This is a genomic window from Paraburkholderia sp. XV (genome assembly GCF_020177535.1).
GTDB lineage: Bacteria > Pseudomonadota > Gammaproteobacteria > Burkholderiales > Burkholderiaceae > Paraburkholderia > Paraburkholderia caribensis.
Genome location: NZ_JAGUUD010000002.1, coordinates 1 through 14,628, shown reverse-complemented (window position 1 = coordinate 14,628; position 14,628 = coordinate 1). Strand labels below are relative to the sequence as shown.

Annotated in this window: 14 protein-coding genes; 13 read left to right on the top strand and 1 reads right to left on the bottom strand. The window is 63.9% G+C overall.

Annotated elements, in window-relative coordinates; all coding sequences use genetic code 11:
* Positions 1–18: 18 nt before the first annotated feature.
* Complete coding sequence (locus KFO72_RS01320) at positions 19–1,083, bottom strand: glycosyltransferase family 4 protein (RefSeq protein ID WP_107201908.1); 1,065 nt, start codon at positions 1,081–1,083, stop codon at positions 19–21.
* Positions 1,084–1,753: 670 nt separating this feature from the next.
* Here KFO72_RS01320 and flhD point away from each other — a divergent pair.
* From flhD to cheZ, 13 genes are all read left to right on the top strand, one after another.
* Entirely contained in the window at positions 1,754–2,074 is a 321-nt protein-coding gene (flhD, locus tag KFO72_RS01315; RefSeq protein WP_007581541.1) for a flagellar transcriptional regulator FlhD, read from the top strand.
* Between the two features lie 130 nt (positions 2,075–2,204).
* On the top strand, positions 2,205–2,816 hold the full coding sequence (flhC, locus tag KFO72_RS01310; protein ID WP_054929273.1) for a flagellar transcriptional regulator FlhC: 612 nt from the start codon (positions 2,205–2,207) through the stop codon (positions 2,814–2,816).
* Positions 2,817–2,975: 159 nt separating this feature from the next.
* Complete coding sequence (motA, locus tag KFO72_RS01305; protein ID WP_007581537.1) at positions 2,976–3,836, top strand: flagellar motor stator protein MotA; 861 nt, start codon at positions 2,976–2,978, stop codon at positions 3,834–3,836.
* Between the two features lie 12 nt (positions 3,837–3,848).
* Entirely contained in the window at positions 3,849–4,967 is a 1,119-nt protein-coding gene (motB, locus tag KFO72_RS01300) for a flagellar motor protein MotB (protein ID WP_054929272.1), read from the top strand.
* A gap of 70 nt (positions 4,968–5,037) precedes the next feature.
* Positions 5,038–5,400 carry a response regulator gene (locus KFO72_RS01295; RefSeq protein WP_035987510.1) on the top strand — a complete coding sequence of 121 codons (363 nt, stop codon included), beginning with the start codon at positions 5,038–5,040 and terminating at the stop codon, positions 5,398–5,400.
* Positions 5,401–5,473: 73 nt separating this feature from the next.
* Positions 5,474–7,789 carry a chemotaxis protein CheA gene (gene cheA / locus KFO72_RS01290; protein WP_107201905.1) on the top strand — a complete coding sequence of 772 codons (2,316 nt, stop codon included), beginning with the start codon at positions 5,474–5,476 and terminating at the stop codon, positions 7,787–7,789.
* Between the two features lie 39 nt (positions 7,790–7,828).
* The gene (locus KFO72_RS01285; RefSeq protein ID WP_035987516.1) at positions 7,829–8,356 is read left to right on the top strand and encodes a chemotaxis protein CheW; all 528 of its coding nucleotides are present in this window, start codon (positions 7,829–7,831) and stop codon (positions 8,354–8,356) included.
* Between the two features lie 43 nt (positions 8,357–8,399).
* On the top strand, positions 8,400–10,187 hold the full coding sequence (locus KFO72_RS01280) for a methyl-accepting chemotaxis protein (RefSeq protein WP_060599540.1): 1,788 nt from the start codon (positions 8,400–8,402) through the stop codon (positions 10,185–10,187).
* 248 nt (positions 10,188–10,435) lie between these two features.
* Positions 10,436–11,374, top strand: a complete 939-nt coding sequence (locus KFO72_RS01275; RefSeq protein ID WP_054929351.1) for a CheR family methyltransferase — start codon at positions 10,436–10,438, stop codon at positions 11,372–11,374.
* Entirely contained in the window at positions 11,371–12,171 is an 801-nt protein-coding gene (cheD, locus tag KFO72_RS01270) for a chemoreceptor glutamine deamidase CheD (RefSeq protein WP_054929269.1), read from the top strand. Before KFO72_RS01275 ends, cheD begins: the two co-directional genes overlap by 4 nt.
* A 5-nt stretch (positions 12,172–12,176) precedes the next feature.
* Entirely contained in the window at positions 12,177–13,280 is a 1,104-nt protein-coding gene (locus KFO72_RS01265; protein WP_054929350.1) for a protein-glutamate methylesterase/protein-glutamine glutaminase, read from the top strand.
* Positions 13,281–13,354: 74 nt separating this feature from the next.
* Positions 13,355–13,750 (top strand): chemotaxis response regulator CheY, encoded by a 396-nt coding sequence (gene cheY / locus KFO72_RS01260; protein WP_028364056.1) that lies wholly within the window; start codon positions 13,355–13,357, stop codon positions 13,748–13,750.
* Between the two features lies 1 nt (position 13,751).
* The gene (gene cheZ, locus KFO72_RS01255) at positions 13,752–14,471 is read left to right on the top strand and encodes a protein phosphatase CheZ (RefSeq protein ID WP_054929268.1); all 720 of its coding nucleotides are present in this window, start codon (positions 13,752–13,754) and stop codon (positions 14,469–14,471) included.
* The last annotated feature ends 157 nt before the right edge of the window (positions 14,472–14,628 follow it).

Below are 14,628 nucleotides of genomic sequence, written 5' to 3'. Positions count from 1 at the left end.
GACCTGTGCAATCCAGCATCAACCCACGGCCACGCGGCGCAGCATCGGACGGCGCGTTGCTTCCAGCATCGCCGAATAGCTGTCGACATAGTTTTGCGCCATGATCTTCGAGCTGAAACGGCGCTCGAACTGCGCGCGGATTTCCGTGCGCGACAGCTCGTCGATGCGTTGCAGCGCGGCCACGGCGCCCTGCACGTCTTCGCAGATGAAGCCCGTCACGCCGTGGTCGATCACCTCCGGCACCGAACCCCGGTTGAACGCGATCACGGGCGTGCCGCAAGCCATCGACTCGATCATCACCAGGCCGAACGGCTCCGACCAGTCGATCGGGAACAGCAACGCCTTCGCCCCCGACAGGAATTCCGGCTTTTGCGCCTCGTTGATCTCACCGATGAACTCGACGTGCGCCTGCGACAGCAGCGGCTCGATTTCCGACTTGAAGTATTCCTGGTCGGCCTTGTCCACCTTGGCGGCGATCTTCAGCGGCAGACCGCTTTGTGCAGCGATCTTGATGGCTGTATCGACGCGCTTTTCCGGGCAGATCCGGCCGAGGAACGCGAGATATTCCGGCTTCTTGCCCGTTTGCGGCGTGAGCAGCTGCTCCGGCAGGCCGTGATAGATCGTGTTCAGCCAGTTGGCCTGTTGCAGCGGCAGACGCTGCGAATCCGAAATCGATATTACGGGCGCATCGGTGAACGTATCGAACACCGGCTGCAGCTCCGGCAGGTCCAGACGGCCGTGCAGCGTCGTCACGAACGGCGTGTCCAGCGTCGAAAACAGCGGGAACGGCAGGTAGTCGAGGTGGAAGTGCAGCACGTCGAACTCGTGCGCGAGCTTGCGCACCTTTTCGAGCAGCAGCATATGCGGGGCGAGCGCGTCGCGGACCGTCGGGTCCAGGCGCAATGCGCGCGGCCACGACGCTTCGAGTTTCGCGGACGTCACCGAATCGCCGCTCGCAAAGAGCGTCACATCGTGACCCAGATCGACCAGCGCTTCGGTCAGATACGACACGACGCGTTCTGTGCCGCCATAGAGTTTCGGTGGGACAGCTTCATACAACGGTGCGATTTGTGCGATTCGCATGCGGGATCTCCTTGTGCAAAGGGGCTTCGCGCGCGCTGCCTTGCGTGCAAAAAAGCGGAAGCCTTTCGGACGGTTGGGCGCGGTGTGCCGCCGCCCGTGGCAGGATGCCCAAATGGGGTTATCCCTAGGTCTCATTATCGGGATCGCGGGCGGCAATTCGAGTTATTTTTCAAACGCTTAACGTTGTTACAGCGCGAAACATGATGCGTAACAACTGCGCGGATGGTGCCGGAAAGCTCGCGGGTATGGGCATCGAGGCAATATCCACCGCACTTCGGCTCGATCGGCGCAGCATGTTGCACCGTCATTTCGTCAGATCAAATGGTGCGGTGCCGAACGGATCGCTGCGAAATTCGCTTGGTTTCCGCCCAAATATGGGCGCATAATCCGCTTCCCAAACCTTTCACGCTTGGTCTCGCGTGTAAGCAGTCGGCGCTTTCCGCCCGGCACTGCCCTCCAAAATCCCCCGTCACAAAAATTTGTAGGAAAAACTCCTACAGAAATCCTGGATTTATCCGTCAATCAGTTGGGGTGACTGTCCGATTTTCGTTCGCCGCCCCTTTCGGGAAAATCCATGCTGACCATAAGCGTGCCGTTCGTGGTTTTTTTTAACGCGAGCGAGCAAACGTTTTACCAGGCCTGACCAGCCAGTTTCGAATCGGGGGATTCAATGAGCACTCAAAGTGACATGCTCAATGAAATTAGGGAAGTGAACTTGTCCTATCTGCTACTCGCGCAGCGACTGCTGCGTGAAGACAAGCCAATGGGCATGTTCCGCATGGGCATCTCGGAGCAGCTCGCCGACGTGCTCGCCAACCTGTCGCTCGCACAGACTGTCAAGCTGGCCGCATCGAACCAGGTGTTGTGCCGCTTCCGCTTCGACGATCACCAGATCCTCTCGTCGCTGGCCGACAAGGGCAAATCGTCCGCCGTCGCCCAGGCGCATTCCGCAATCCTGATGGCGGGCCAGCCCGTCGAGCAGATCGGCTGAGACTGGCCGACGGCCGGCGCGCAGGCGCCGGGACAGACGCACCCTACGCGCGCCGGCGACGGCGCTTTTATCGTTTTTTCCGGCCGGTTCGCGGTCTGGAAAACGACAACGGACGCGGGAAGCCAGGCGGATGGCACAGAAAAGCGTGGTGCTCGAAGTCAGGGAAATCACCCTGGCGATTGAACTGATCGAACTCGGCGCGCGCTTGCAGCTGCTCGAGGCGGAGACGACGCTGTCGCGCGACCGGCTCATCAAGCTGTACAAGGAAGTGAAGGGCGTATCGCCGCCCAAGGGCATGCTGCCGTTTTCGACCGACTGGTTCATGACGTGGCAGCCGAACATTCACTCGTCGCTGTTCTACAACATCTACCGCTTCATGTCGGGGCTGGGCGGCTGCGTGACGATCCAGTCGATCGTCAAGTCATACCGGCTCTACCTCGAACACGCGCGCATGCATCACGACGAACCGGCGCTGAGCCTGACGCGCGCGTGGACGCTGGTGCGCTTCTTCGACTCCGGCATGCTGCAGATGACGACCTGCACGCGCTGCCGCGGACAATTTGTCGCACACGCGCACGATCCGCAGCACGGCTTCGTATGCGGCCTGTGCGCGCCGCCGTCGCGCGCCGGTAAGACCCGGAAAGCCGCCGACGCGCGTTGCGAGGAAGCTCAGGCGGCCCTCGGCGCGCCACTCGAGGATGCGCTTGCAGCCTTGCCTGAGGCCGTCGTCACGGCCGCCTGACGCGCGGCGGGTGCGCCCGTCGCGTCGCCTTCTTCGGGTGCGCGGCGGCACTCTGGTTAACACCGCCCCGCTCCGGCGCGCATTCCGCCAAAGTTTTCCGACTGCTTGCCGTAAACCTGAATAACGACGGTCTCCGTCGCTTTTCGAGAGGGCTCGGCAGTGCTGATTTTCGTGGGAACACTCGTTACGCTGTTGTCCGTCTTCGGCGGCTATGCGCTGGAGGGCGGCCACCTGGGCGCGCTTATGCAGCCCGTCGAAGTGCTGATGATCGCGGGCGCGGGTCTCGGTGCGTTCATCCTCGGCAACGGGATGAAGACGATCAAGGCTACGTTGCGCGTGATTCCGACGCTGTTCAAAGGCGCCAAGTACAACAAGGACGTTTACATGGAGCTGATGGCGCTCCTTTACGTCCTGCTGGCGAAGGCGCGCAAGGAGGGCACGCTCACGCTCGAAGCCGATATCGACGATCCGCAGAAGAGCCCGATCTTCACGCAGTACCCGAAGATTCTTGCGGACCATCACATTGTCGAATTCCTGACGGACTATCTGCGCCTGATGGTCGGCGGCAACATGAATGCGTTCGAGATCGAAAGTCTGATGGACGAAGAAATCGAAACGCATCACGCCGAAGGCGAGGCGCCCGCACACGCGCTGATGAAGGTCGGCGACGCGATGCCCGCATTCGGTATCGTCGCGGCCGTGATGGGCGTGGTGCACACGATGGCCTCCGCCGACAAGCCGCCCGCCGTGCTCGGCGAAATGATCGCGCAGGCGCTGGTCGGTACGTTCCTCGGCATTCTGCTGTCGTACGGTCTGATCGGCCCGCTCGCGAGCGTCGCGGAACAGCGCGTCACCGAGTCGACCAAGATGTTCCAGTGCATCAAGGTAACGATCCTCGCGAGCCTGAACGGCTACGCGCCCGCAATCGCTGTCGAATTCGGCCGCAAGGTGCTCTTCTCGACCGAACGCCCGTCGTTCGCCGAGCTTGAAGAACACGTGCGCCGCGTGAAGGCGAAATAAGGAACGCGGGCGATGAGCAAGGACAAAGACCGCGCAATCGTTGTCAAGCGCGCAGCGCCGAAGAAAGGCGGCCATCACGGCGGCGCGTGGAAGCTCGCGTATGCGGACTTCATGACGGCGATGATGGCGTTCTTCCTGCTGATGTGGCTGCTCAGCTCGGCCTCGACGGTGCAGTTGAAGGGCATTGCCGATTACTTCAACCAGCCGCTGAAGATCACGCTGTGGGGCGGCGACCGCAGCGCTGTCGATTCGAGCCAGATTCCGGGCGGCGGGCGCGACATCTCGACCGACAAGGACGGCATCACGCGTCAGACGGACGGGTCGACCAATCGTGCCGAGCACACGGCCGCACGCGCCGACGACCAGGCGCTGCAGCAGTTGCAGGGTGCAGTGGAGCGCCGCGAGCAGGTTCGCCTGCACGACCTGCAGGTCAAGCTGATGGCCGCGATCGAGGCGAACCCGGTGCTGCGCCAGTTCAAGCAGCAGATCCGCATCGATTCGACGCTGCAGGGCTTGCGCATCGAGATCGTCGATACGCAGAAGCGTCCGATGTTCGCGACCGCGCAGGCGATCGTCCAGCCGTACATGCACGACATTCTGCAGGCGATCGGCAACACGCTGAACGACGTGCCGAACCGCATCGTCGTGCAGGGCCACACCGACGCCGTGCCGTATGCCGGCGGCGAGAAGGGCTACAGCAACTGGGAATTGTCGGCGGACCGCGCGAACGCGTCGCGCCGCGAGCTGATCGCGGGCGGCATGGACGAAGCCAAGGTACTACGCGTGCTGGGCCTCGCGTCGACGCAGAACCTGAACAAGGCCGATCCGCTCGACCCGGAAAACCGGCGCATCAGCATCATCGTGTTGAACAAGCGCTCGGAAGACGCGCTGATGCAGGACGACTCGTCGTCGACCACGTTGTCGAACGATGCGGCGGGCGCGAACAAGCCGCTGCTGCAAAAGATCATCCAGCCGGCTTCACCGCCCGCCGCGCAACCGCCATCGCCGCCCGCCAAAGCGCCGCACGCGATGCAAAAGGACGCGGAGCCAATCGGCGCCGTCGCGCAGGGCGAGGTGAAACCGGCTGAAGCGACGGACAAGAGCGCGGCGCCTGCAACGGCCACGCAATGACAGATAGCGGGATAACGGATGCGCCGATGGCGGCGCTACCTCGATCCATCGTGAGCGCAGTGAGGATTGAATGATCAGGCACATTCTGGCAATCGACGATTCGGCAGCGATGCGGCAAATCCTTGCCGCGACGCTGACGGGTGCCGGCTATCAGGTGACGCTCGCGGCCGACGGCGACGAAGGGCTCGAAAACGCGCTCGCGATGCCGTTCGACCTCGTGCTGACCGACCAGCACATGCCCGGCCGGACGGGCCTTGATCTGATAGCCGCGCTGCGCGGCAACCCCGCGTACCGCGAAACGCCGATCCTGGTCCTCACGACCGAATCCGGCGAGCCCTTCAAGGCAGCGGCGCGCGATGCGGGCGCCACAGGATGGATCGAAAAACCGCTGGACCCCGACATGCTGACCGAACTGGTCGCGGCGCTCGCCTGAGCGCGGCAGCCAGCAGGCAGCAACCGATATTTGGAAGTGGCATAGCAGCCAGGACTCTCGCGGTGACACACGCATGACACTCGACATCACTCAGTTCTACCAGACGTTCTTCGACGAAGCGGACGAGCTGCTCGCGCAGATGGAGCAGCTGCTCCTGAACCTGGACGTCGGCCATCCCGATCCCGAGGATCTGGCCGCCATCTTTCGCGCGGCGCACTCGATCAAGGGCGGTGCGGCCACCTTCGGCTTCACGGCGCTGACCGAGACGACGCACATTCTCGAATCGCTGCTGGACCGCGCGCGCAACAACGAGATCGTGCTGCGCAAGGACATGATCGACACGTTCCTCGAAACCAAGGACGTGCTCTCGGGCCAGCTCGCCGACTATCGCGCGAGCGCCGAGCCCGATGCGGCCGTCGCCGCCGCGATCTGCGCGAAGCTCGAACAGCTCCATAAGGAAAGCAGCGGCGCCGCGCCCGCAGCAGCGGCACCGGCACCGGCTCCGGCCGCAGCACCGGCAGCAGCGCCCGCCGTCGCGGATGGGCACGCGCCGGAGCATGTGGTCGAACAGGCTGAACAGGCAGTAGAAGCCGCAGGCGTTTGGGCAGACAACGAACCGGCAGAGACCGGCGCTGCTACATCCGATGCGGCTGCAGGACCCCATCTGAAAATTACGCTACGGGGCGTTGGGGAAAAGGACCAGGAACTGCTCACCGAAGAGTTGGGCAACCTGGGCCGTATCGTCGGGCAGGTGAAGACGGGCAGCGATATCACGCTGTGGCTGGAATCCGATGTGTCGTCCGACGATATCGTCGCCGTGTGCTGCTTCGTGATCGACGAAAGTCAGATCGTGATCGGCCGCGGCGCGGCGCCGGCGAGCGGCGCGGAACAGGGTGCGCCTGGAGCATCCGAAGCCGCGCAAAGCGAGCCGGTCAATGCGGGGGGCACGGCGAGCGGCGGCGCGGGGGCGCCGGCCGCTGTCGTGCAGCCGGCAGTGGCTGCTGCGCCGGCGCCTGCCGCCGCGCAGCCGGTCGCGCAACCCGCAGCACCAGCGACGCCGGCTCCCGCCGAGCCCGCAATCGTTACACCAGCCGCCGCAGCCGCGCCGGCTGCGACTGCGCCCGCCGCGCCGAAGGCCGCGCCTGCATCCGCTGAAGGCGATCGCAAGGCGCGTCCGGCGGCCGCTGCGAACGCAGGCGAAGGCAGTTCGATCCGCGTGGGCGTCGAGAAGGTCGACCAGCTGATCAACCTGGTCGGCGAACTGGTGATCACGCAGGCCATGCTGGCCGAGACCACCAGCACCTTCGACCCGGCGCTGCACGACCGCCTCTTCAACGGCATGGCGCAACTGGAGCGCAATGCGCGCGATCTCCAGGAAGCAGTCATGTCGATCCGCATGATGCCGATGGATTACGTCTTCAGCCGCTTCCCGCGTCTGGTGCGCGATCTGGCGGCAAAGCTCGGCAAGCAGGTTGAACTCGTCACCTTCGGTCAGGCGACCGAACTCGACAAGAGCCTGATCGAGCGCATCATCGATCCTTTGACTCACCTCGTGCGCAACAGTCTCGACCACGGCATCGAAACGGTCGAGGCGCGCAAGGCGGCGGGCAAGGATTCGACGGGCCAGCTGGTGCTGTCGGCCGCGCATCACGGCGGCAACATCGTGATCGAAGTCAGCGACGACGGCGCCGGTCTGCGCCGCGACAAGATTCTCGCGAAGGCCGCCAAGCAGGGCATCACCGTCAGCGACACGATGACGGACGACGAAGTCTGGAACCTGATCTTCCTGCCGGGCTTCTCGACGGCGGAGCAGGTGACGGACGTCTCGGGGCGCGGCGTCGGCATGGACGTGGTGAAGCGGAACATCCAGTCGATGGGTGGTCACGTCGAAATCACGTCGCATGCGGGCAAGGGCAGCACGACGCGCATCGTGTTGCCGCTGACGCTCGCGATTCTCGACGGCATGTCGGTGAAGGTAGGCAGCGAGATTTTCATTCTGCCGCTGAACTTCGTGATGGAGTCGCTGCAGCCGCAAGCCGACGACATCTACACGGTGGCCAACGGCGAGCGCGTCGTGCGCGTGCGCGGCGAATATCTGCCGCTCGTCGCGCTGCACGAAGTGTTCTCCGTCGAGGACGCGCGCACCGATCCGACGCAGGGCATCGTCACCATCATGCAGACGGAAGGACGGCGCTTCGCAATGCTAATCGACGAACTGGTCGGCCAGCAGCAGGTGGTGGTGAAGAACCTCGAAACGAACTACCGCAAGGTACACGGCATTTCAGCCGCGACCATTCTCGGCGACGGCAGCGTCGCGCTGATCGTGGACGTGGCGGCACTGAACCGCGAGACGCGTGCGTCGCATAGTGCGTCGCTGGCGATCGCCTGAAACTGAAATTCAACTCATCCCAACCGTTTGGGGGCTAACGTGGCAGAAGTCCAATCCATCAATTCGAACGGCGTAGCCGGTTCGATCGGCCGCCGCGACGCGCAAGCCGACGCGAGTGGTCAGGAATTCCTGATCTTCACGCTCGGCGCCGAAGAGTACGGCATCGACATCCTGAAGGTGCAGGAAATCCGCGGCTACGACAGCGTGACGCGGATCGCGAATGCGCCGGAGTTCATCAAGGGCGTCATCAATCTGCGCGGCATCATCGTGCCGATCGTCGACATGCGCATCAAGTTCCACCTCGGTCGCGTCGAGTACGACCATCAGACGGTGGTGATCATTCTGAACGTTGCGGGCCGCGTGGTCGGCATGGTCGTGGACGGCGTGTCGGACGTGCTGACGCTCGCGACCGACCAGATCATGCCCGCGCCGGAATTCGGCGCGACGCTGACGGCGGAATATCTGACGGGCCTCGGCACGGTCGACGGCCGCATGCTGATCCTGATGGACATCGAAAAGCTGATGACCAGCCGGGAAATGTCGCTGACGGAAACGCTGGGCAAGTAACGAATCATCTTCAGGCATCTTCAGGCAATCAGGGAGTACAACAATGCTGAGCAGATGGTCGATCCGGACGACGCTGACCGTCGTGGGGATCATTCTCGTTGGGCTGACGGTGATCGTCGGGGCGCTCGGGCTCACCGCGCTGAGCCGTTCGGGCGACGCGCTCGACAGCATGGCGCACGGCGACATGGTCGCGATCCGCACGCTGAACGACTCGGGTTCGTTCCTGCTGCGCTCGCGCCTGTCGCTCGACCGCGTCAACGCGCTGACGGCGGCAGGCGAGATCGAGCAATCGAAGCAGGTGCTCGACCGCGCAGCCGAACTGCTCGGCAAATCGAACGAAAGCTGGCAGGCGTTTCTGAACACGCCGAAGAATGGCATCGATCAGTCGCTGATCGACGCCGTGGTCGCGAAGCGCACGGCGCTCATCAACGACGGCGTGAACCCCGAGTTCACGGCGCTGCGCGCCAGCGACCTGTCCGGCTATCACGCGATCGCCGACACGAAGATCAGCCCGATGTTCGTCGCCTACGACAACGCGGCATCGCCCGTCGCCAAGGCATTGCAGGCACACGCCGAACAGCAGCAGGCGGACACCGTCGCGCAGATGTCGATGCTGCGCGCGGCGATTATCGGCGTCATCGTGGTGGCGCTGGTGCTGGTAGTGGCGCTCCGCTTCGCGATGCGCGGCATGATCGTGCAGCCGCTGGATAATGCCATTACCTGCTTCGAGCGCATCGCGAAGGGCGACCTGTCGCAACAGGTGGATGCGTCGGGCACCAATGAGATCGGCCGCCTGTTCAAGGCCGTCAAGGTGATGCAGGACAGCCTGTCGACCATGATCCGGTCGGTGCATACGAGCGTCGAGTCGATCGACACGGGTGCGCGCGAAATCGCCATGGGCAACACGGACCTGTCGCAGCGCACCGAGCAGCAGGCCGCGTCGCTGCAGGAAACGGCGTCGAGCATGGAGCAGCTGACGGGCACCGTGAAGCAGAACGCCGACAACGCGCGTCAGGCGAGCCAGCTGGCCGTCAACGCGTCGGACATTGCGACGCGCGGCGGCGAAGTAGTGGGTCAGGTGGTGAGCACGATGCAGGGTATCGCGACCAGCTCGAACAAGGTCGTCGATATCATCAGCGTGATCGAAGGCATTGCTTTCCAGACCAACATCCTCGCGCTGAACGCAGCCGTCGAAGCGGCCCGCGCCGGTGAACAGGGACGCGGCTTCGCGGTCGTCGCAGGCGAAGTGCGCAGCCTCGCGCAACGCAGCGCGAGCGCGGCGAAGGAAATCAAGGAACTGATCGGCGACTCGGTCGACAAGGTCCAGAGCGGCTCGGCGCTCGTCGGCCGCGCCGGCACGACGATGGACGAGATCGTGCAGGCCGTGCGCCGCGTGACGGACATCATGGGCGAGATCAGCGCGGCGTCGGAAGAGCAATCGGGCGGCATCGAACAGGTCAACCGCGCCGTCGTGCAGATGGACGAAGTGACGCAGCAGAATGCGGCGCTGGTCGAACAGGCTGCCGCTGCGGCGGCGTCGCTCGAAGAGCAGACGCGCTCGCTGCAGACGGTGATCGGACAGTGGCGCGTGAGCGGCGCGCAGCAGGCAACGAAGACGCTACCGACGGCCAACACGGCGAAGAGCCGCGTGAAGGCGGCCGTCGCTCACGCGAAGCCGGTTCATGCGCAACCTGCCGTCGCGAAGCCGGAAGCGGCAGCGCACCCGCGCGCCGAACCGGTGGCGCGCAAGGCGAGTGCCGCGGCGGCTGAACCCGCGCCGCGTCAGGCGGCTGTGGCAGCCACGTCGGATGCCGACTGGGAAACGTTCTGAAGGACGATGGATCGAGATGCGGACTTCCGGCACATCGTCCCGCGATGGACGTTTCAGCGCGACGCGTCGTGAAGGCGCGCGTGCGGCAGGCTGGACCGGGCCGCTGGCAGTGCAGTGGGAACAGGTAGAACAGAAGGCCGCAGCGCTGACGACGGCGCATGCAACATCGCAAGCAGTATCGACGGCAACAGCGGCATTGGCGGGATCGACGGGCGGTGCGGCGCTCCTTATGGCAGACGGAAGACATCATGATGGCAACGCGCGCGCAATCACGCCCTGAGCGGGCAGAGCCGGGAAGGTCCGGCGAACAGGCACGCGACTTCGAGTTCACTTCGGCGGATTTCGCGCGGATTCGTGAACTGATTCATCGCAGCGCAGGCATTTCGCTGTCCGACCACAAGCGCGACATGGCGTACAGCCGTCTCGCTCGGCGGCTGCGGGCGCGCGGGCTCGACTCGTTCCGCCAGTATCTCGACATGCTCGAGGCGGACAACGATCCCGCCGAGTGGGAAGCCTTCACGAACGCGCTCACGACCAACCTCACCGCGTTCTTTCGCGAAGCGCATCACTTTCCGATCCTCGCGGACTTCGTTGCGCGCCGGCCGGCGCCCGTGTCGGTGTGGTGCTCGGCGGCATCGACGGGCGAGGAGCCGTATTCGATCGCGATGACGCTGATCGAAGCGCTCGGCGACCATGCCGCGCGCCAGGCGACGGTGCTCGCCACCGACATCGACACGCAGGTGCTCGCGAAGGGCGAAGCGGGCATGTACCAGTTCGACCAGGTCAAGCACCTGTCGCCGGAACGGCTCAAGCGCTTCTTTCTGAAGGGCACGGGCGCGCACGCGGGCATGGTGAAGGTGCGTCCCGAAGTGCGCGCGATGATCCGCTTCGAACAACTGAACCTGACGGATCGCGATTACCGGCTGAACACGCAGTTCGACGCGATCTTCTGCCGCAACGTGATGATTTACTTCGACAAGCCGACGCAGGGGCAGGTGCTGTCGCGCTTCGAGCCGCTCGTGAAGCCGGGCGGCCTGCTGTTCGCCGGGCATTCGGAAAACTTCACCTACGTCACGCAGGCGTTCCGTCTGCGCGGACAGACCGTCTATGAACTGACACGCGATGGCGGCACCGCGACGGCTGCCGGCCGTGCGGCGCAACGTGCAACGAGCGGGGTGCCAGCATGAGCAGCACCCTGCCGATCGCAACCAACCTGTATTACGACAACCACTTCCAGCGCCCCGGCGTGAAGCTGTTGCCGAACGAGTTCTACACGACGAGCGAAGACATGGTGCTCGTCACCGTGCTCGGCTCGTGCGTGGCGGCCTGCATCCAGGACCGCACGGCGGGCATCGGCGGCATGAATCACTTCATGCTGCCCGACGATGGCGCAGACGTCGCGCAAGCCGCGTCCGACTCGATGCGCTACGGCGCGTACGCCATGGAAGTGCTGATCAACGAGCTGATCAAGGCGGGTGGACGGCGCGAGCGCTTCGAAGCAAAGGTGTTTGGCGGGGCGGCCGTGCTGGCCGGTATGACGACGATGAACATCGGCGACCGCAACTCCGAGTTCGTTCGCCGTTACCTTGCGCTCGAAAAAATCCGCATCGTCGCCGAGGACCTGGAAGGCAAGCATCCGCGCAAGGTCGCGTTCATGCCGCGCACCGGTCAGGTGATGGTGAAGAAGCTGCGTCTTCAGCAGGAAGAAGGCGTCGCGGAACGCGAACAGGCGCTCGCCCGGCAATCGGCCGAAGAGCGCGCCGAGCGGCTCGCGAAAGCACGCGCGCGCGTCGAGTTGTTTTCGTCGCCCGCTGCCGCGAAGCCGCGCATCGAGCTGTTCGGCTCGGGCGGATCGGCGGGAGCCAACCAGGCTTCGGGAACGGGCGCCGCGCGCCCGGCTGGCGCGAAACCACGTATCGAACTATTTGGCGCCACCGGGCGCCCGGCCCAACCAAATAACGCCAGGACAGTAGAGGAGGCGTGAGCACCGTGCAAAAGATCAAAGTATTGTGCGTCGATGATTCGGCGTTGATTCGTAGCCTGATGACGGAAATCATCAACTCGCAACCCGACATGACGGTCGTCGCCACCGCGCCCGATCCCCTCGTCGCGCGAGACCTCATCAAGCAACACAATCCGGACGTGTTGACGCTCGACGTCGAAATGCCGCGCATGGACGGCCTCGACTTTCTCGAGAAGCTGATGCGCCTGCGTCCGATGCCTGTCGTGATGGTGTCGTCGCTGACCGAGCGCGGCTCGGAAATCACGCTGCGCGCGCTCGAACTCGGCGCCGTCGATTTCGTGACGAAGCCGAAAGTCGGCATTCGCGACGGCATGCTCGACTACTCGGAAAAACTCGCCGACAAGATCCGCGCGGCAGCCCGCGCGCGCGTGCGCCAGGCCGCGCCCGTGCAGCATGCTGCAGCGGCCGCCGGGCACCCGGGCGCCGCCGCGCATGCGGCGTCGCCTGCGCCGCTCTTCAACAATCCGCTCGTGTCGACGGAAAAGCTGATCATCGTCGGCGCGTCGACGGGCGGCACGGAAGCGATTCGCGAAGTGCTCGTGCCGCTGCCGCCCGATGCGCCCGCTGTGCTCATCGCGCAACACATGCCGCCCGGTTTCACAAAATCTTTTGCGCAACGCCTTAATGGTTTGTGCCGGATTACCGTTAAAGAGGCAGAGCACGGCGAACGCGTGCTGCCCGGTCATGCGTATATCGCACCCGGCCACGCTCACCTGTTGCTCGCCCGTAGTGGGGCCAACTATATTGCGCATCTGTCAGACGACCCGCCGGTCAACCGGCATCGTCCGTCTGTCGATGTGTTGTTCCGCTCGGCGGCGCAGCATGCGGGGAAGAACGCGGTCGGCGTGATTCTCACGGGCATGGGACGCGACGGCGCAGCGGGTCTGCTGGACATGAGGAAAGCGGGTGCGTACACGCTCGCGCAGGACGAGGCGAGCTGCATCGTGTTCGGCATGCCGCGCGAGGCGATCGCGATGGGCGCCGCGGACGAAATCGCGTCGCTGTCGGAAATGAGTCGGCGCGTGATGACACGTTTGTCCGCAATGGGCGATCGCGTTCAACGCGTATGATGCGAGCCTCGGCGCAAAATTGAGATAAGCCGAAGACCACCGCACGATCTGGATTGGGGAAAAAGGAACAGGAAATGGATAAGGGAATGAAGATTCTGGTTGTGGACGACTTTCCGACGATGCGCCGGATCGTTCGCAATCTGTTGAAGGAACTGGGTTACTCGAACGTCGACGAAGCGGAAGACGGCGCGGCGGGTCTTGCGCGTCTGCGCAGCGGTGCGTACGAGTTCGTGATTTCGGACTGGAACATGCCGAACCTGGACGGCCTGGCGATGTTGAAGGAGATCCGCGCGGACGCGACGCTCTCGCACCTGCCGGTGCTGATGGTGACGGCCGAATCGAAGAAGGAGAACATCATTGCGGCGGCTCAGGCTGGCGCAAGTGGTTATGTGGTGAAGCCGTTCACGGCTGCGACGCTCGACGAGAAGCTCAACAAGATTCTCGAGAAGATGGCAAAAACCGGGAGCTGACGTGAACCCACCCATCGACGAGCAGGGCGCGAGAGAAGACGGCACCGACCTCGCCACCGACCGCATCCTTGCGCGCATTGGACAGTTGACGCGCACGCTGCGCGATTCGATGCGCGAGCTGGGGATCGACAAGCATGTCGAGCGCGCGGCGGAGGCGGTGCCGGATGCTCGCGACCGTCTGAAGTACATCGCGACGATGACCGAGCAGGCGGCCGAGCGCGTGCTGTCGGCGCTCGAAGTGGCGAAGCCGATGCAGGAGCAGTTGCAGCAGGATGCGGCGGAACTCGACGCGCGTTGGGAGCAGTGGTATGCGGCGCCCATCGAGCGTGAGGAAGTGCGGGCGCTGATGAACGACACGCGGACTTTTCTCCGCGGGGTGCCGGAGGTGACGACTGCGACCAACGCGCAGATGCTCGAGATCATGATGGCGCAGGACTTTCAGGATCTGACGGGGCAGGTGATCAAGAAGATCACGGATGTTGTTTATCTGATCGAGCAGCAGTTGCTCGGGGTGCTGATCGACAATATCGCCGCCGAGCGGCGGGAGCAGTTTGCTGCTACGGCGCAGCAGCTTGTTGCCGAGGCGCAGCATGAGGCGATTTCTCCGACGGGGAGTCCGGAAAGTTTGCTGAATGGGCCGCAGATTAATCCTGAAGGTAAGGCCGATGTTGTGCAGGATCAGGGGCAGGTTGATGATCTGCTGGCTAGTCTCGGGTTTTGATTTGGGTTTGGTTTTTGGTTTGTCTGCGACGCGGGGTGGTTTGCCGGGGTTTGCGCTGGCATCCGCGTTTTGCTTTTGCTTTCGCTGGCATCCGCGATTCGCTAGCGTGCTTCACGCGTCGCCCCTGTGCGGGGCGGCACCTACTTTTCTTTGCCGC